Origin of the sequence: Klebsiella africana (genome assembly GCF_020526085.1) — a bacterium.
Lineage (GTDB): Bacteria > Pseudomonadota > Gammaproteobacteria > Enterobacterales > Enterobacteriaceae > Klebsiella > Klebsiella africana.
The window spans coordinates 2069593-2088057 of record NZ_CP084874.1; the positions used below are offsets into that span (position 1 = coordinate 2069593).

General features: G+C 53.9%; 19 protein-coding genes, 1 pseudogene and 1 other annotated feature. Of the genes and pseudogenes, 12 read left to right on the forward strand and 8 right to left on the reverse strand.

Annotation, left to right across the window (positions count from 1 at the left end; translation table 11 throughout):
* Positions 1-177 precede the first annotated feature (177 nt).
* Positions 178-826 (reverse strand): annotated as a pseudogene (locus tag LGL98_RS10005) (YceI family protein).
* 488 nt (positions 827-1314) lie between these two features.
* Positions 1315-1611, reverse strand: a complete 297-nt coding sequence (locus tag LGL98_RS10010) for a YciI family protein (RefSeq protein WP_002910042.1) — start codon at positions 1609-1611, stop codon at positions 1315-1317.
* A 210-nt stretch (positions 1612-1821) separates the two neighbouring features.
* Between LGL98_RS10010 and tonB the strand changes: the two genes are divergently transcribed.
* A complete protein-coding gene (gene tonB, locus LGL98_RS10015; RefSeq protein ID WP_136032301.1) occupies positions 1822-2568 on the forward strand; it encodes a TonB system transport protein TonB in 747 nt (248 codons plus the stop codon).
* Positions 2569-2610: 42 nt separating this feature from the next.
* Here tonB and LGL98_RS10020 read toward each other — a convergent pair whose 3' ends face one another.
* From LGL98_RS10020 to pfkB, 3 genes are all read right to left on the reverse strand, one after another.
* On the reverse strand, positions 2611-3483 hold the full coding sequence (locus tag LGL98_RS10020) for a fructosamine kinase family protein (RefSeq protein ID WP_136032303.1): 873 nt from the start codon (positions 3481-3483) through the stop codon (positions 2611-2613).
* Between the two features lie 105 nt (positions 3484-3588).
* A complete protein-coding gene (gene ghoS, locus LGL98_RS10025; protein ID WP_136032305.1) occupies positions 3589-3873 on the reverse strand; it encodes a type V toxin-antitoxin system endoribonuclease antitoxin GhoS in 285 nt (94 codons plus the stop codon).
* Between the two features lie 93 nt (positions 3874-3966).
* Positions 3967-4899 (reverse strand): 6-phosphofructokinase II, encoded by a 933-nt coding sequence (pfkB, locus tag LGL98_RS10030; RefSeq protein ID WP_136032307.1) that lies wholly within the window; start codon positions 4897-4899, stop codon positions 3967-3969.
* Positions 4900-5254: 355 nt separating this feature from the next.
* Between pfkB and LGL98_RS10035 the strand changes: the two genes are divergently transcribed.
* From LGL98_RS10035 to ihfA, 10 genes are all read left to right on the forward strand, one after another.
* On the forward strand, positions 5255-6013 hold the full coding sequence (locus LGL98_RS10035) for a DUF481 domain-containing protein (RefSeq protein ID WP_136032309.1): 759 nt from the start codon (positions 5255-5257) through the stop codon (positions 6011-6013).
* Positions 6014-6282: 269 nt separating this feature from the next.
* Positions 6283-6516: a YdgH/BhsA/McbA family protein gene (locus LGL98_RS10040; RefSeq protein WP_136032310.1), complete on the forward strand. Its 234-nt coding sequence runs from the start codon at positions 6283-6285 to the stop codon at positions 6514-6516.
* Positions 6517-6948: 432 nt separating this feature from the next.
* Positions 6949-8877, forward strand: a complete 1929-nt coding sequence (thrS, locus tag LGL98_RS10045; RefSeq protein ID WP_136032313.1) for a threonine--tRNA ligase — start codon at positions 6949-6951, stop codon at positions 8875-8877.
* 3 nt (positions 8878-8880) lie between these two features.
* Positions 8881-9423: a translation initiation factor IF-3 gene (gene infC / locus LGL98_RS10050; protein ID WP_004189469.1), complete on the forward strand. Its 543-nt coding sequence runs from the start codon at positions 8881-8883 to the stop codon at positions 9421-9423.
* Positions 9424-9515: 92 nt separating this feature from the next.
* Positions 9516-9713, forward strand: coding sequence for a 50S ribosomal protein L35 (rpmI, locus tag LGL98_RS10055; protein ID WP_001124225.1), 198 nt, complete (start codon positions 9516-9518; stop codon positions 9711-9713).
* Positions 9714-9763: 50 nt separating this feature from the next.
* The gene (rplT, locus tag LGL98_RS10060; protein ID WP_000124850.1) at positions 9764-10120 is read left to right on the forward strand and encodes a 50S ribosomal protein L20; all 357 of its coding nucleotides are present in this window, start codon (positions 9764-9766) and stop codon (positions 10118-10120) included.
* A gap of 118 nt (positions 10121-10238) precedes the next feature.
* Positions 10239-10363, forward strand: a sequence feature (Phe leader region).
* Positions 10244-10288, forward strand: a complete 45-nt coding sequence (gene pheM / locus LGL98_RS10065; RefSeq protein WP_001386830.1) for a pheST operon leader peptide PheM — start codon at positions 10244-10246, stop codon at positions 10286-10288. It overlaps the preceding feature by 45 nt.
* Before the next feature lie 63 nt (positions 10364-10426).
* Positions 10427-11410 (forward strand): phenylalanine--tRNA ligase subunit alpha, encoded by a 984-nt coding sequence (gene pheS, locus LGL98_RS10070; protein WP_061154223.1) that lies wholly within the window; start codon positions 10427-10429, stop codon positions 11408-11410.
* Positions 11411-11425: 15 nt separating this feature from the next.
* Entirely contained in the window at positions 11426-13813 is a 2388-nt protein-coding gene (gene pheT / locus LGL98_RS10075; RefSeq protein ID WP_136032315.1) for a phenylalanine--tRNA ligase subunit beta, read from the forward strand.
* A 4-nt stretch (positions 13814-13817) separates the two neighbouring features.
* Complete coding sequence (gene ihfA / locus LGL98_RS10080; RefSeq protein WP_002909098.1) at positions 13818-14117, forward strand: integration host factor subunit alpha; 300 nt, start codon at positions 13818-13820, stop codon at positions 14115-14117.
* Between the two features lie 52 nt (positions 14118-14169).
* On the opposite strand, the gene LGL98_RS10085 is transcribed toward ihfA, so the two are convergent.
* Genes LGL98_RS10085 through admX form a run of 3 tightly spaced genes read right to left on the reverse strand, consistent with a single transcriptional unit; the run spans position 14170 to position 16737 of the window.
* Complete coding sequence (locus LGL98_RS10085) at positions 14170-14523, reverse strand: RidA family protein (protein WP_136032318.1); 354 nt, start codon at positions 14521-14523, stop codon at positions 14170-14172.
* The gene (locus tag LGL98_RS10090; RefSeq protein ID WP_136032320.1) at positions 14520-15773 is read right to left on the reverse strand and encodes a D-amino acid dehydrogenase; all 1254 of its coding nucleotides are present in this window, start codon (positions 15771-15773) and stop codon (positions 14520-14522) included. The genes LGL98_RS10085 and LGL98_RS10090 overlap by 4 nt, the downstream gene beginning before the upstream one ends.
* Positions 15774-15822: 49 nt before the next feature.
* Positions 15823-16737 carry an HTH-type transcriptional regulator AdmX gene (gene admX / locus LGL98_RS10095; protein ID WP_136032322.1) on the reverse strand — a complete coding sequence of 305 codons (915 nt, stop codon included), beginning with the start codon at positions 16735-16737 and terminating at the stop codon, positions 15823-15825.
* Between the two features lie 279 nt (positions 16738-17016).
* Between admX and LGL98_RS10100 the strand changes: the two genes are divergently transcribed.
* On the forward strand, positions 17017-18450 hold the full coding sequence (locus LGL98_RS10100; RefSeq protein ID WP_136032324.1) for a gluconate:proton symporter: 1434 nt from the start codon (positions 17017-17019) through the stop codon (positions 18448-18450).
* Positions 18451-18465: the final 15 nt, after the last annotated feature.

An 18465-nucleotide genomic window follows, 5' to 3' on the forward strand; every position in this document is an offset into this window, starting at 1 on the left:
TCTCTCTGCGTGCGCTGTTTATGCTATGCATGCTCAGTAATTAACTGCAGAACCTGTTCTTGTCGCGCTAACCATTAACCGGTAAACAGCATGTACTGATATTCCGATCTTGTTGTTATTTCACCATGGCTACGGAATATCAGCCTTCATAAAAGCACGCATCATCCGTGCATAAACTTATTGGGCGTAGGCTTCAGTGGATAACGTGATGGTCACGTTATCACTGACCGCAGGTACATATTTATCTAATTTGAAATCGGAGCGCTTAATGACCCCGGTGGCATCAAATCCAATGGCCTGTTTTTTCACCATAGGATGCATGTCCTGTTTATTGAGAGTTGCATGTAGTAAGACTGGTTTAGTCATATCTTTTATGGTCAGGTTACCTTCGACATCATATTTATTGCCCCCTTTACTTACCACGCGGGTGCTCTGGAATGTGGCTTCAGGAAATGTTTTGACATCGAAATAGTCTTTGCCTAAAAATTCATCTGTTAATGCCTTGACATGAGTATCAATGGTTTTTACCGGCAGAGTAACATTCACAGAGGATTTCTCAGGATTTTCTTTATCAAAAGAAATTTTCCCTGAAACATCAGATATATATGCGGTTGGATTGGAAAAGCCGAAATGGTTCCAGGCAATAACAACTGAAGTATGCTGCGGGTCAAGGCTATATTCTGTCGCAGCGGCTTGTGACAACGGGATATATAAGGCAAGCAGAGAAACTAATGCCGTTTTTTTCAGAGCGTTCACAAAAGTATTCCTCAATATGTTCAAGTACATGAATGGTAGCCCAAAAAAAGACCAGCGTTATTGAAAATATTTGTCATTCCCTTTCAGAAATTTTAATCAACCTTGCGCTATGGCTTAACATCTACCGGTAAAAAACGCTCGCTCTGTAATTACCTCTTTCAACAGTATTTTAAACTTATTGTGCTATAGTAGGATGTGCGGGCCTGTACGGTAGGCGATAACTAAAATATAAGAGCATACCTAACAGACCTACATAAGAGATGAGTCATTCTACACGCGGTATCTATTATGCTATCGCTTATTATAAATAAGTAACATCTTACTGTGGCAGAGATTGTTCTCAGAGGCTCTTGTCGCAGGCTGGTGGCCGCTCATATTCAGGCATGGAGGGCGGACGATGGAAGGAATGCGCTTGTCTTCCGGGCGCGTCAGGCAGATTACAGCCAACGTTTCGTGCGGTTTAAAAGGGCGACATTTGAATGTCATGTAGCAAAATGCGCCCTTGAATCGGTGGCCTGGTCTGGTTGTGGGGTTAACCAGGTCAGGAAAAGGATATTTTCAAAACACCTTCTTATACGGTTTAACAGAGACCTGGCGGTAAACCCCGGCGGCGATATACGGATCGTCATTGGCCCAGGCCTGAGCCGCCTCCAGTGATTCAAACTCAGCAATCACCGTTGAGCCACTGAATCCCGCTGCGCCCGGTTCGTTGCTGTCAACGGCCGGCATAGGCCCGGCGGTAAGCAGCCGACCTTCATCATGTAAGAGTTGTAATCGCGCAAGATGCGCGGGGCGAACCGACAGCCGCTTTTCCAGAGAATCGGCGATATCTTCAGCGTAGATAACGTAAAGCACGGCAAAGCTCCTTATCATTAAACAGGCGAATTACGTTAAGTGAAACGGCGATGGACTGCAATGCAAAGATGCACTCCGGCGTCGAATGCTCTGCCGACGCGGCTTTTTTCTGCAAACGGGGGCAAAAATTGACTCAGGTTAAGTCGCCTTATTGAATATGATTGCTATTTGCATTTAAAATCGGAGCATCATTTTTCAACAGAAACGACTATGAGCGCAATGACCCTTGATTTACCTCGCCGCTTCCCGTGGCCAACGCTGCTGTCCGTGGCTATCCACGGTGCCGTTGTGGCGGGGCTGCTTTATACCTCGGTACATCAGGTTATTGAACAGCCTTCTCCGACGCAGCCGATAGAGATTACGATGGTGGCGCCGGCCGATCTTGAGCCGCCTCCGGCGGCGCAGCCTGTCGTGGAGCCCGTTGTTGAACCTGAACCTGAGCCGGAGCCAGAGGTAGTGCCTGAACCGCCGAAAGAGGCGCCGGTGGTGATCCATAAACCGGAACCTAAGCCGAAGCCCAAACCGAAACCCAAGCCAAAGCCAGAGAAAAAGGTTGAGCAGCCGAAGCGGGACGTGAAGCCGGCAGCGGAGCCGCGTCCGGCCTCGCCGTTTGAAAACAACAATACGACGCCGGCACGAACCGCGCCGAGCACCTCGACCGCAGCGGCCAAACCCACGATCACTGCCCCAAGCGGCCCGCGGGCGATCAGCCGTGTCCAGCCCACCTATCCGGCGCGCGCCCAGGCGCTGCGCATTGAAGGAACGGTGCGGGTGAAGTTTGACGTTACGCCTGATGGCCGCATTGATAATCTGCAGATCCTGTCTGCTCAGCCGGCGAATATGTTCGAGCGTGAAGTGAAAAGCGCGATGCGCAGATGGCGTTATGAGCAGGCAAGACCAGGAACCGGCGTGACGATGACCATCAAATTCCGTCTGAACGGCGTCGAGATTAACTGATCATGAATTGCGGCGGACCGGGACGTCCGCCGTGAGGATTGCCTAACGCGTTTTTTCCATCAATACATCGTCCAGTGCCTGCTGGGCCGTCACCAGGTGCTGGCCACCGAACAAAATCGCCCGGTTCAGCAACGTATAGAGCTGATAGATCGGCTGGCGGTCGAGAAAACCTGACGGCAGTGGCGAGACGGACTGATAGCCGTCGTAGATCTGCGGGGGCTGCTCCGGGTGCATCGGCAGCATGGCTAAATCGCACTCACGGTCGCCCCAGTAGCAAGCGGGATCGAAAATATAGGGGCCATCCGGACCTAAAGCGCAGTTACCTGACCACAGGTCCCCATGCAGCAACGAAGGCTGCGGCTGATGGTTGGCTAACCGCTGCTGTACCACATCGACTAAGGTATCGATATTGCCAAAGTGTAGACCTTTCTCCGCCGCCAGCTCCAGCTGCCAGCCAATACGCTGCTCGGCAAAGAACACTGACCAGCGACGCTGCCAGGCGTTGGGCTGTGGCGTGGTGGAAAGATCGTTATCAAAATCCAGACCGAACTGCGGCTGATCGCTCCACTGATGGAGGTGGGCTAACTGCTGGCCAAGCAGGAAAGCATTATGCGCATCCAGTGGACGGGGAGGGAGATACTCCATGACCACAAAGCTGTAGTCACGATCGCTGCCGACGGCGTAGACCTGCGGTACGCGAACGGTTTTGCTGCGCGACAGCAGCTCAAGCTGATCGGCCTCGGCGGTGAAGATAGGCAGGAGTTCCCGTTCGTCGCCTTTCACGAAGTAATCTTTCCCGCCGAAGCGTAAATGCCAGGCGGAATGGATCTCTCCACCGGGTAGCTCGGTTTTCAGTTCGATTTCAGCGTCTTCGGTATGCCAATCGCGTAAAAGAGTACTGATTGCTTGCCACATGCTGTCTCTCCCCATGTTTTCCACCATATCATAAGGTTAGCGCATTACTACCGGGTAAACCTGGAACTGACGCACAACTGACGCTTTCCGTTGCGCTAAACGCACTTATTGAGCTTTTAACCACTCGGCGAATGTGCTGACGGTGATCTCTGCCGGGCGGCCAAGGGCTGCTTCCGCCAGGCCGGCGCTGAGGGCCTCTACGTCATTTGCATCCTGGGCGCTAAGCAGGCCAAAGGTATTGGTGCCCAGCTCATGGGGAGTGCCCTCTTCATCATTGAGGGTCAGTACGAAGCCGGCGCGGGTAAAATGGTTGCTGACCTCATTGATCTCCGTCAGCGCCTGTTCGTGGAAGGTCACACTGACCACCCAGGCGGTAATCTCATTACTCATCTCTACACCCCGTTGTTATGCATGGCCTTTCCAGCATAGACCATCCTGCTTATATTGTGGTTCCCCTCCGCGGCGCGGAGGGGTCGGTGAAGATCAACGCCCGCAGAGATAATCGTAGATTTTTTGCGTATTGGCCTGTGAGCAGAGGCGGGTGCCTTGATTGATCGTTGCGGCGCTACCGGCGGCGACGCCAAAGCGTACCATGTCCTCCAGTCCGGCATTTTCCGCTAGACGCAGGGTCATGGCGCCCACCATGCTGTCTCCAGCGCCGACGGTACTCTGGCTTTTCATCGGTGGCGGTACCACCTGAACGCTGCCGCTGGCGTCCACGCCCAACGCCCCCTGTGGTCCGAGTGAAACCACCACCCGACGTACTTTACCGGACTGGATCAGCGACTGAGCCGCAAGACGCACGTCATCGGGTTGGCTGAGATCGCGCTGCACGAGGGCGCTAAGCTCTTTCTGGTTTGGTTTCACCAGCTCAATATTGCCGACGTCCAGCGCGGCGGCCAGCGCATCGCCGGAACTGTCAATGATGCAGCGCAGCCCCTGCTGTTGCGCATTTTTCACCAGTTGCATCAGGTTTTCGACGCTAATACCTGGCGGCAGGCTGCCGCTGACCACCAGCAGAGAGCCGGGTTCGATAGTCAGAACCTTCTCTTCCAGACGGCGGAATTCATCGTCTGTCAGTGCCGCGCCGGGCATAACGAAGCGATACTGTTCGCCGCTGGCCGCCACGTGGACGTGCAGGTTTTGCCGCGTCCAGTCGCGGGTTTCGACGGTCTCGACCGGAACCTGCTCATCGGCCAGCAGAGCGGCAAGATGTTCGCCGGTGGCGCCGCCAATCGGGAAAATGGCCGTGGCTTTACCGCCGAGAAAGGTCACTGCGCGGGCGACGTTGATCCCGCCGCCGCCAGGCTCAAATACCGGGGCGCTGCAACGGAGTTTTCCTTCCGGGTAGATTTGCGGGGTCTGCGTGGCGCTATCCAGCGAGGGGGCCAGCGTTAACGTATAAATTTTGGTCATTCCTTCTCCTCCTTAATACGGCGACTGTATTTTATTTAAGCATGGCACGATGACCCCGAGAGGGAAAGTATTGTTCCTGAGAGTTTTGCAAAGAAGCCGCTATTTTCATTATGAAATAAAGATTGTTTCCGGAGCTGTCTTATTCAAAAAACGAAAGAGTAAGTGATTGCTATGTTATTCGTGCTTTTTTATAATTTGCTACCTTTCTTAGGACCTGCACTGCGCGATCCTCGCGAAAGTTTCCGGGACCCTCAGGTCTCTTTTATGTTGTACGGACGCTAAATTCAATGAGCCGGCGAGGTTAAGCCTGTTCATCATTTGTACTGTCCTAAAAAATGTATTTTAGAGAGTTATAATGAAGCTTTTAAAGACAGTACCCGCAGCGGTTATGCTGGCGGGGGGGCTTTGTGCGTCTCTTGGCGCATTGGCCGATGATTCTGTATTTACCGTCATGGATGACCCTTCCGCTGCCAAAAAACCGTTCGAAGGGGTAGTTAACGCAGGCTACCTGGCGCAGTCCGGCAACACCAAGAACTCGTCGATGACGGCCGATTCCACCCTGACCTGGTATGGCAATACCACCGCCTGGTCGCTGTGGGGGAACGCCAGCAACACGTCGTCGAACGATGAGCGATCCTCAGAAAAATATGCTGTCGGCGGTCGTAGCCGCTATAACCTGACCGACATGAACTACGTTTTTGGGCAGGGGAGTTGGCTAACTGACCGCTACAATGGCTATCAGCAGCGTGATGTCCTGACGGCGGGCTATGGCCGTCAGGTCCTCAATGGTCCGGTGCACAGCCTGCGGTTTGAATTCGGTCCTGGCGTTCGCTATGACGAGTATACCGACGGGGATACCGACACCCAGCCGCTGGGGTACGCTTCTGGAACCTGGGCCTGGCAGATGACCGATAACGCGAAATTTACGCAAGGGGTATCCGTGTTTGGCGCCGAGGACACCACGGTTAACTCTGAGAGCGCATTAAACGTGGCGATTAATGCCCACTTCGCTTTGAAGGTTGCCTACAACGTCACCTGGAACTCCGCGCCGCCTTCGTCTGCGCCGGAGCATACCGACCGCCGGACCTCGCTGTCCCTCGGGTATAAAATGTAATATTTTCAGGCCGGCTTTCCCGGCCTGTTCGTTTTAAATTTAGCAATATGTGGCATTATTTTTTCTGACCGTTCGTTTTAGTTTTTATAAAAACAAATGGCTCTCCATCTTTTCTCCATTATTCCCGGTTTGCTGACAAATATTCATTCTATTTGACACAAAAAGCTAAATATTCGACGGACAAATATGTGATCTGGATCTATACTAACAAGCACTCACCGGATGATGACATTATCCGGCATGTCTTTCGTAATATGAGAATAAACATCATGAAAAATAGTCAAATTACCATCGCAGCCCTGGCGCTGTGCGTGCTTTCTTTTGGCGCGTCAGCCGCCACGCCCGTTCCGCCGTCGGGTAACCAGGACCATACTCAGGTAGGCATCGCCAAAGCCACCGATGTTGAGGCTGGTTCGAATATTGCCCCCGGTTCCCGGACCACTGGACAATCCATGAGCGATGCCTTTAATGTGCATACGCTGGTGGCCGGCGAGTGGTCATAATATTGCCGGTTATGGCTTCGCGGTAAGTTTATTAAGCCGGGTAAAGTGGTACCGGTTTAACAATCTGCGATAAACATTCAGCTGGCAATATCAACGCGCTTCTTTTATCTCGTCCGAATAATATCGTCTGGTTTCGCTGGCGATTATTACCGCGCCTTAACGGCGAATATTTTGCTTTTTATCCCTGGCCCCCTTGTTTTCTCCGCATTCTGCCATCATTTATGCTGTTGCGGCTTTAATCACGTATCAATGATGTGTAAACTACTCCCCGGTGTTATCAGCAGGCGGCGGCAGGCGGGAACGATCGCTCCGATCGTGCTCCTATTTTCGCAGAGTGAAGCGGGAACTGCGCCTTAACCTGATGATAATTATGATTATATAGTTTTGTATGTGCTCTTTCGTGTGGGGCACCACTGCAAATAAGGACATAAAATGCCTGTAATTACGCTTCCTGATGGCAGCCAACGCCATTTTGACCACGCTGTTAGCCCGATGGATGTTGCGCTGGATATTGGTCCAGGCCTGGCGAAAGCCACCATTGCCGGGCGGGTAAACGGTGAACTGGTAGATGCCTGCGATCCGATCGAAACCGATTCCACTCTCTCTATCATCACCGCGAAAGATGAAGAAGGGCTGGAGATCATTCGTCACTCCTGCGCGCATCTGTTAGGCCATGCCATTAAACAGCTGTGGCCCAACACCAAAATGGCTATCGGTCCGGTTGTCGATAATGGCTTCTACTATGACGTAGACCTCGACCACACCCTGACCCAGGAAGATATCGACGCGCTCGAAAAACGCATGCATGAGCTCGCCGAGAAAAACTACGACGTCATCAAGAAGAAAGTGAGCTGGCATGAAGCGCGTGAAACCTTCGTGAAACGCGGCGAAACCTATAAAGTTTCTATTCTTGATGAAAATATTGCCCATGATGACAAGCCTGGCCTGTATCATCATGAAGAATATATCGATATGTGCCGCGGTCCGCACGTACCGAACATGCGCTTCTGCCATCACTTTAAGCTGATGAAAACCGCCGGTGCTTACTGGCGCGGCGACAGCAACAATAAAATGTTGCAGCGTATCTACGGTACCGCGTGGGCAGATAAAAAAGCGCTGAATGCCTACCTGCAGCGTCTGGAAGAAGCCGCCAAGCGTGACCACCGTAAAATCGGTAAGCAGCTCGACCTGTATCACATGCAGGAAGAGGCGCCGGGGATGGTGTTCTGGCACAACGACGGCTGGACTATCTTCCGTGAACTGGAAACCTTTGTCCGTTCGAAACTGAAAGAGTATCAGTACCAGGAAGTCAAAGGTCCGTTCATGATGGACCGTGTGCTGTGGGAAAAAACCGGCCACTGGGACAACTACAAAGATGCGATGTTCACTACCTCTTCTGAGAACCGTGAATACTGCATCAAGCCGATGAACTGCCCGGGTCACGTGCAGATCTTCAACCAGGGGTTGAAATCCTACCGCGATCTGCCGCTGCGTATGGCGGAATTCGGTAGCTGCCATCGTAACGAACCGTCTGGCGCGCTGCATGGTCTGATGCGCGTTCGCGGCTTTACCCAGGATGATGCGCATATCTTCTGTACTGAAAATCAGGTTCGCGATGAAGTGAACGCCTGTATTCGTATGGTCTACGATATGTACAGCACCTTTGGCTTCGAGAAGATCGTCGTCAAACTGTCAACTCGCCCGGAAAAACGTATCGGTAGCGATGAGACCTGGGATCGCGCGGAAGCGGATCTGGCGGTGGCGCTGGAAGAAAATAATATCCCATTTGAATATCAACTGGGTGAAGGGGCGTTCTACGGCCCGAAAATTGAATTTACCCTGTATGACTGCCTCGATCGTGCATGGCAGTGCGGTACCGTACAGCTGGACTTCTCTCTGCCGCAGCGTTTAAGCGCCTCCTATGTGGGCGAAAACAACGAGCGTCAGGTGCCGGTCATGATTCACCGTGCGATTCTCGGTTCTCTGGAGCGCTTCATTGGCATCCTGACCGAAGAGTTCGCTGGCTTCTTCCCAACCTGGATTGCACCAGTGCAGGTAGTGGTCATGAATATTACCGATTCTCAGGCTGAATACGTTAACGAATTGACGCGTAAACTACAAAATGCGGGCATTCGTGTAAAAGCAGACTTGAGAAATGAGAAGATTGGCTTTAAAATCCGCGAGCACACTTTACGTCGTGTCCCGTATATGTTGGTCTGTGGCGACAAAGAAGTCGAAGCCGGCAAAGTGGCCGTGCGCACCCGTCGCGGGAAAGACCTCGGCAGCATGGACGTAAATGAAGTGATCGAGAAGCTGCAACAAGAGATTCGCAGCCGCAGTCTTCAACAACTGGAGGAATAAGGTATTAAAGGCGGAAAACGAGTTCAAACGGCACGTCCGAATCGTATCAATGGCGAGATTCGCGCCCAGGAAGTTCGCTTAACAGGTCTGGAAGGTGAGCAGCTGGGTATTGTGAGTCTGAGAGAAGCTATCGAAAAGGCTGAAGAGGCTGGAGTAGATTTAGTTGAAATCAGCCCTAACGCCGAGCCGCCAGTTTGTCGTATCATGGACTACGGCAAGTTCCTTTATGAAAAGAGTAAGTCTTCTAAGGAACAGAAGAAGAAGCAGAAAGTTATCCAGGTTAAGGAAATTAAATTCCGCCCTGGTACTGATGAAGGTGACTATCAGGTAAAACTCCGCAGCCTGATTCGCTTTCTCGAAGATGGCGATAAGGCCAAGATCACGCTGCGTTTCCGCGGTCGTGAGATGGCCCACCAGCAGATCGGTATGGAAGTGCTTAACCGCGTGAAAGACGATCTGGTTGAACTGGCAGTAGTCGAATCCTTCCCAACGAAGATCGAAGGCCGCCAGATGATCATGGTGCTCGCTCCTAAGAAGAAACAGTAAGGCCATCAAGAAACATTTCCGGTGGGCTTCGGCTCACTGGTTTTGTTCGCCTTTGTTTCGTTTATTAACAATGCGAAGTGGAAGTTATTAAAATGCCAAAAATTAAGACCGTACGCGGTGCTGCTAAGCGCTTCAAAAAAACCGGTAAAGGTGGTTTTAAGCACAAGCACGCTAACCTGCGTCACATTCTGACTAAAAAAGCTACCAAGCGTAAACGTCACCTGCGTCCGAAAGCCATGGTTTCCAAAGGCGATCTGGGCCTGGTTATCGCGTGCCTGCCGTACGCATAAGTCGTTAACGTTTAACTTTTTTAACTTAGAATAGATACAGGAGAGCACACATGGCTCGCGTAAAACGTGGTGTAATTGCACGTGCACGTCACAAGAAAATTTTGAAACAAGCTAAAGGCTACTACGGTGCGCGTTCTCGCGTATACCGCGTTGCCTTCCAGGCTGTTATCAAAGCTGGTCAGTACGCTTACCGTGACCGTCGTCAACGTAAACGTCAGTTCCGTCAACTGTGGATTGCACGTATCAACGCAGCAGCACGTCAGAACGGTATTTCTTACAGCAAATTCATCAATGGCCTGAAAAAAGCCTCTGTTGAAATCGACCGTAAGATCCTGGCTGACATCGCCGTATTCGACAAAGTAGCGTTCACCGCTCTGGTCGAAAAAGCGAAAGCAGCTCTGGCATAAGCCAGTTGAAAGAGGGAGCTTGTCTCCCTCTTTTCGTTTCAACACCATCAATACATTGACTTTTATCGGCGCAGGCTTTTCAATACAGGTCTGACGTTTCTTACCAGACAAGGTAATGCAAGCATGAATGCTGCTATTTTCCGCTTCTTTTTTTACTTTAGCACCTGAACTCAGGGGGCTTGCGCGTGAAAGAAGAAACGGAAAACAGCGCCAGAAAGCCTCCCCTGTGGAGGCTTTTTTCGTATATGGATTCGGGATATTAATTTCACTATAACCGGTGTCTGCACCGACATAATGAGGAAAACCATGTCACATCTCGCAGAGCTGGTTGCCAGTGCCAAGGCAGCCATTAACGAGGCATCAGATGTTGCTGCGCTGGACAACGTCCGCGTGGAATACCTGGGTAAAAAAGGGCATCTGACCCTGCAAATGACCACCCTGCGTGAGTTGCCGCCGGAAGAGCGTCCGGCAGCCGGTGCGGTCATCAACGAAGCGAAAGAGCAGGTGCAGCAGGCGTTGAACGCGCGTAAAGCTGAACTGGAAGGCGCGGCGCTGAATGCGCGTCTGGCCGCAGAGACCATTGACGTCTCGCTGCCGGGGCGCCGCATGGAAAATGGCGGCCTGCATCCGGTTACTCGCACTATTGATCGAATTGAAAGTTTCTTCGGTGAGCTCGGCTTTACCGTGGCGACGGGCCCGGAAATCGAAGATGATTACCATAACTTCGATGCGCTGAATATTCCGGGTCACCATCCGGCACGTGCTGACCACGACACTTTCTGGTTCGATGCCACTCGCCTGCTGCGCACCCAGACCTCTGGCGTGCAGATCCGCACCATGGAAAACCAGCAGCCGCCCATCCGCATTATCGCGCCCGGCCGTGTCTATCGTAACGACTACGATCAGACCCACACCCCGATGTTCCACCAGATGGAAGGCCTGATCGTTGATAAAAATATCAGCTTCACCAACCTGAAAGGGACGCTGCACGACTTCCTGAACAACTTCTTTGAAGAAGATCTGCAGGTCCGTTTCCGTCCGTCCTACTTCCCGTTCACTGAACCGTCTGCGGAAGTTGACGTGATGGGTAAAAACGGCAAATGGCTGGAAGTGCTGGGCTGCGGGATGGTGCATCCGAACGTGCTGCGCAATGTGGGTATCGATCCGGAAGTGTACTCCGGCTTCGCCTTCGGTATGGGTATGGAGCGTCTGACCATGCTGCGTTATGGCGTTACCGATCTGCGCGCGTTCTTCGAAAACGATCTGCGTTTCCTCAAACAGTTTAAATAAGGGCAGGACAGAACAATGAAATTCAGTGAACTGTGGTTACGCGAATGGGTTAACCCGGCGATCGACAGCGAAGCGCTTTCCGATCAGATCACCATGGCGGGCCTCGAAGTAGATGGCGTTGAGCCGGTCGCCGGCAGCTTCAACGGCGTCGTTGTCGGGGAAGTGGTGGAGTGCGGTCAGCACCCGAACGCCGACAAACTGCGCGTCACCAAAGTCAACGTCGGCGGCGAACGCCTGCTGGACATCGTCTGCGGCGCGCCAAACTGCCGTCAGGGGCTAAAGGTCGCGGTAGCCACCATCGGCGCCGTACTGCCTGGCGATTTCAAAATCAAGGCTGCGAAGCTGCGCGGCGAGCCGTCTGAGGGGATGCTGTGCTCCTTCTCCGAGCTGGGTATTTCCGACGACCATAGCGGTATCATCGAGCTGCCGGCAGATGCGCCGATCGGCACCGATATTCGCGAATACCTGAAGCTTGATGATAACACTATCGAAATCAGCGTCACCCCGAACCGGGCCGACTGTCTGGGCATCATCGGCGTCGCGCGCGACGTGGCCGTGCTGAACAAAGCGCCGCTGAACGCGCCGGAAATCTCTCCGGTTGCCGCCACCATTGACGACGTGCTGCCGATTCAGGTTGACGCCCCGCAGGCGTGCCCGCGCTATCTGGGCCGGGTGGTGAAAGGCATCAACGTCAAAGCACCGACGCCGCTGTGGATGAAAGAGAAACTGCGCCGCTGCGGGATCCGCTCCATCGACGCAGTGGTTGATATCACCAACTATGTGCTGCTTGAGCTGGGCCAGCCGATGCACGCCTTTGACCGCGACCGTATCGAAGGCGGGATCGTGGTGCGCATGGCGAAAGAGGGGGAAACCCTGGTCCTGCTCGATGGCTCTGAAGCTAAGCTCGACAGCGACACTCTGGTTATTGCTGACCATAACAAAGCGCTGGCGATGGGCGGGATCTTCGGCGGGGAACACTCCGGTGTGAACGGTGAAACACAAAATGTGCTGCTGGAATCCGCCTTTTTCAGCCCGCTGGCCATTACCGGTCGCGCGCGCCGTCACGGCCTGCACACCGATGCCTCGCATCGCTATGAACGCGGCGTCGATCCGGCCCTGCAGTATAAAGCGCTGGAGCGTGCCACTCGTCTGCTGATCGACCTCTGTGGCGGTGAAGCCGGCCCGGTCATTGACGTTACCAGCAAAGAGAATCTGCCAACCCGCGCCACCATTACGCTGCGTCGCAGCAAGCTGGATCGCCTGATTGGCCATCACATCGACGACGCGCAGGTTACTGACATTTTGCAGCGTCTCGGCTGTGAAGTGACGGTTGGCGAAGGCGAATGGCAGGCTGTCGCGCCGAGCTGGCGTTTCGACATGGAGATCGAAGAAGATCTGGTCGAAGAAGTGGCTCGCGTCTACGGCTACAACAACATTCCCGATGAGCCGGTGCAGGCGGGGCTGATCATGGGCACCCACCGGGAAGCGGACCTGTCGCTGAAGCGCGTGAAAACGCTGCTGAATGACAAAGGCTATCAGGAAGTGATCACCTACAGCTTCGTCGACCCGAAAGTCCAGCAGCTGATCCACGCCGGGGAAGAGGCGCTGATCCTGCCAAGCCCAATCTCCAGCGAAATGTCGGCGATGCGCCTGTCGCTGTGGACCGGCCTGCTGGGAACTGTGGTCTACAACCAGAACCGTCAGCAGAACCGGGTGCGCATCTTTGAGAGCGGCCTGCGCTTTGTGCCGGATACCAATGCGCCGCTGGGCATTCGTCAGGATGTGATGCTGGCCGGGGCGATCTGCGGCAACCGCTACGAAGAGCACTGGACACTGGCGAAAGAGACGGTCGATTTCTATGATCTGAAAGGCGATCTGGAAGCCGTTCTGGATTTAACCGGTAAATTAGCCGACATCGAATTCCGTGCTGAAGCGACCACCGCGTTGCATCCGGGACAATCCGCAGCGATTTATCTTAAAGGTGAACGCATTGGTTTCATTGGGGTTGTTCATCCTGAGCTGGAACGTAAACTGGATCTGAACGGTCGCACTCTGGTGTTCGAACTGGAGTGGAACAAGCTCGCAGACCGCGTGGTGCCTCAGGCGCGCGATATTTCCCGCTTCCCGGCGAACCGTCGCGACATCGCGGTGCTGGTCGCGGAAAACGTGGCTGCCGCCGATGTTTTAGCCGAATGTAAGAAAGTTGGCGTAAATCAGGTAGTTGGCGTAAACTTATTTGACGTGTACCGTGGTAAGGGTGTGGCGGAAGGGTATAAGAGCCTTGCGATTAGCCTGATCCTGCAGGATACCAGCCGTACACTCGAAGAAGAGGAGATTGCCGCTACCGTTGCCAGATGTGTAGAGGCATTAAAAGAGCGATTCCAGGCATCATTGAGGGATTGAACCTATGGCGCTTACAAAAGCTGAAATGTCAGAATATCTGTTTGATAAGCTTGGGCTTAGCAAGCGGGATGCCAAAGAACTGGTCGAGTTGTTTTTCGAAGAGATCCGTCGTGCTCTGGAAAACGGAGAACAGGTCAAACTCTCCGGGTTCGGCAACTTCGATTTGCGGGATAAAAACCAACGCCCGGGACGTAACCCGAAGACGGGGGAGGATATTCCCATTACAGCCCGGCGCGTGGTGACCTTCAGACCCGGTCAGAAGCTGAAAAGCCGTGTCGAAAACGCGTCGCCGAAAGACAAATAATCTGAACTAATTAAAAAGGCCGCATTGCGGCCTTTTTCTTTGCTGTCGTTCTTTACGCTTTGACGGCGGTGAGCATGATCTCCACCAGAATTTCTGGTCGCGCCATCTCCGCCTGCACGGCCGCTCGCGCCGGGCTACAGCCTTCCGGCATCCATTGCACCCACACCTCATTGAACGCGGCAAAATCACGTTCGATATTTTTCAGCCAGATTTGTGCGGAGAGAATGTGCTGCTTATCGCTCCCGGCCGCGGCCAGCAGGGCGTCGATCTTCTCCAGTACTTCGCGGGTTTGTAAAACGATATTGTCTTCATTGCTTTTTGGCGTCTGGCCGGAGAGGAACAGCAGATCGCCATACGCAACGCTGGCGGAAAGACGAGGTTGTGGATTATTGCGAATAATTGTCATGCGGTTTGTTTCCATGTGAGACCTTCTAAAGAAATGTCTGGCATCTGATTGTCGATTAACGCGCCCAGCACCACCGCGCTGCCGGCGGCGAGGGTAAAGCCGAGGCTACCCTGGCCGAGGTTCATCCACAGGTTGGGGTATCCGGCGCGCCCCAGCATCGGCGGGCCTGCTGGCGTTGACGGGCGCATGCCGGTCCAGACTTCGGCCTCGTCCAGCCCCTCGAGTTCGGGAAAGCTGCGGGCGACGATGTTTTTCAGCGCCTGAATGCGGCTTTCGCGCAGTTCGTCGCCGTCGTAGCCGATGTCCACCATCGCCGCGATGCGCAGTTGTTGGCCAAGACGGGCATAAACGATTTTGTGTCCGTAGTCGGTGACGCTGATGTCCGGGGCAATGCCCGCCTTCTCTGGATAGGGGAGGGTCAAGCTGTACCCTTTCAGGGCGCACAGCGGCACGCGAACGCCCAGATGGCCCAGCAGAGCACCGCTGCCGTTACCGGCGGCGACAACATACTCATCGCCGGTGAGGGTCCCCTGACTGGTCTCCAGGCTGCTGATGTGCCCCCCGCGCTTATTAAGTCGCCGCACTTCACAATGGGTCAGCAGGCTAAAGTCGCTGCTGGCATTGAGCTTGTCGAGCAGGGCAAGGCAGAACTGATGACAATCTGCCGTTTCATCGCCAGGCGAATAGATTCCGCCCTGCAGAGAAGGACTAATATATTTAAGGGCCGGCTCCAGCTGCAGGCAGGCTTCAGCATTCAGCGCCTGCTGATATTGAGGATCTATCCCTTTTGCTGCTTTATTAAAATCATATTCGCGGCGATGGATAATTAATTTTCCGCTGCGCCGCCAGTGGAAATCGGCAAGATTATCCTCATCCCGCCACGCCTGCATGACCTGACGGCTGAGCAGCGACAGGCGTAAAATATGGTCGCCATTCATTTTATTGGTCTGGTTATTACAGGCGCGCAGAAACTGCAGCAGCCAGCGCCACTGCTGGAAAGACATCCTGAGACGCATATTCAGCGGCGAATCGGCTTTGCCCATCCATTTAATACCCTGCAGGGGAACGCCGCTGTCGGCAAGAGGGGCGACGTAGCGGTAACTTAATTGTCCGCCGTTGGCAAAACTGGTGGCGCTGCCCGGTTCGGCATTGCGCTCCAGTAATTGCACTTGATGGCCGCGCTTGATCAGTTCCCAGGCTGTGGCCAGACCGACCACGCCGCCGCCGATAATGACAATGCGTTTATTCATAACCCGATATATCCACCGCTGATAAATTTATCGGGTTATGTCAAAGCATTTACCCCAGCGGCGCAATTGACTTTTTATGGTCAGGGTATAACCGCAGGTTAATCTCCTTGAGCTGCTGGCGCAGACGCTGGCAGAGAAAATCGACGAACTTTTGCGCCATCGGGCTCAGGGAAACGTCGGCCCGGCGTAACAGGCAGAGGTTAATGGCGATCGGCGGCGTAATGGGATGGATCATCTCCGGGGCCAGGTTGTGCTGGGCGGAAAAGATGTCGGTAATACTGCAGCCCATGCCGCGCTTCACGAACTCGGTGGCCATATAGTAGGTCTGGACGTTAAGCCGGGTGGTGGAAAAGTCGCGACGGGTGGCGATGGCGGCAGAGAGCGAGTGCGGGCCCGGCGAGATCCAGCGCTGCTGATCGATCTGGTCGATCTCCACCGGCCCCTGACGATAATGACGGTCGATGTACACCAGCGGCACTTCGGCAATCAGGGTGGTCAGGATCTCCCCTTGCTGCACCGGCTGCAGCGTCAGCGCTAAATCTATCTCGCGTAAATCCAGTTTCCTGATCAGCGTCTCGGTGTGCTCGGTGGTCAGGGTCATCACCAGGTTGCTGTTTTGCTGATAAAAGTCGGTCACCAGCTCAGGCACCAGGCTTAATCCCAGACTCGGCAGGCAGCCTAAGGTGATTTTGGCGCGCGGATCGCGAGCCAGGTTATCGGCCAGCAGGCGCAGGTTGTCCAGGTCCTGATAAATGCTCTGCGCTTTTTCGAAAAGTGTGATCGCCTCGCTGGTCGGTAGCAGCTTGCCGCGCACCCGTTGAAAGAGGGTAAAACCCAGTTTCATCTCGGCGCTTTTTAACGCTTTGCTGGCCGCTGGCTGGGAGATATTGAGCGCTTCCGCCGCCCGCGATAAAGAGCCGCAAGTCATGACAGCATAGAAGATTTCCAGATGACGCAGTTTCATGAACAGTTAACTCAGGGTTATAGCCTACCGATAAAAAGTCATTTTCTACTAACACTAAGTTAACATAAATTTAATCACCAATCAGCGCATTGGTTACATCTTGTGCTGTAGACCCCGCCCAATGGCGGCATATTACGCTCTCAGAATCGTTTCCTTTGTACCCAAACAGACCCTCAGGCCGCGGCCAATCAATAATGAAAAAGAGGGAGGATATTTTCTGAGCAGGCCCAATACACCACCTGACCCTTACGGTCAGATTGATTGGCATTAAGGAGTGTTATGAGTGACTCAACGCTCACAGGCAATGCGCCTGTCAGACGAAATATCACGCGGAAAAACGTTTTTATTGGTCTGTTATTGCTACTGTTCGTGTTGATCGCGCTGTGGTGCCACGGTCGTCCGGGCAGCGAGCTTGGCCTGCTGGGATTTACGCCGCTGGTGGCGCTAGCGATATTATCGCTGATCGGCGTTGATATTGTGCTGGCGGTGATCTCGTCGATTATTATCGCCATGATAATGACCTCGACCGGCCTGCCGGAAATGGGCACGATGCTGGCGAAATCCACCGGGTCATTTATTGCCACCGTTGGGCTTATCATTATGCTTGGCGCCGGCGTGGGGGAAGTGGCCACCCGCACCGGCGCAGCGGTTGAGCTGGTGAGATTTGTGGTCCATCGTATTGGGCTGTCGAGCCAGACGCGGGTGAAATTCGGCATTGTGGTGTCATCGATTTTAATTTGTGGTTCGCTGGGTACCATGGCCGGTGGTAACGCCATTATCGTGGCCGTGATCATTCCGGTAGCGGCAGCGGTGCGCTTAACGCCGCCGACGGTCGCCGCGCTGATGATGACCGCCGGTTCCGTTGGGCTGTTTACCGGGCCTTTCACCCCCAGCACCGTGACGATCCTCAGCCTCGGCGGGTTGAGCTATCCGGATTATCTGCTGTACGTTGGTCTGCCGATGAGTGCGGTGACGCTGCTGGCCGGCTGGGTAATGGCGGGGCGGATCCAGAAGATGACCGAAGGCAAACTGCGCTATGACGTCGATCTTTCGGAGAAGCCAAAAGACGATCTCAGCGCCGCGCAGCAGCGTCGGCGTAAATTAAGCGCGCTGGCCTTCGCGGCGACCATCATCGTAATGGCGATCGTTGGCGTAGTGATTAAAGCCGGCTTCAGCTTCGCGATAATTGTGATGCTGCTGGTGGCCCTGATGACCGGCCTGGTAGGCGGCCTGCGTCCGACGCAGATCCTTCAGGCGCTGTATCATGGCTGCGGCCGTCTGGTGTGGATGTTTATTCTCTACTGGCTGTATAACCCGATCCTTGAGCTGATGGATGGTCTGCACGCCTATCAGGGGCTGCTGGAGTATACCCAACCGCTGCTTGAGGGGATCTCCCCGGCCTGGCTGTGCTTTAGCATCTTCGCGTTCAATATTATCGGCCATGTGCCTGGTGCGGCGGTGGCCCAGATGACCTTTACTCATAAAATCTTTGGCCCGATGCTGATGGCCGCCGGCGTGCCGCCCCAGGGGACCACCGCGGTGCTGCTGGCCTCATCCCAGGTGGACTGGTTCGGGCCGTTTCCCTCATCAGATATGTTCGGCCAGATGGGGCTGGCGCAGTCTACTCATCTGAAATATATGCTCTATAACGGTTGGGCAATCGTGGTGGCGAATATCATTCTCTTTGCGCTGCTGTTTCAGATCCTGGTGTGACGAACCATCGCAGAT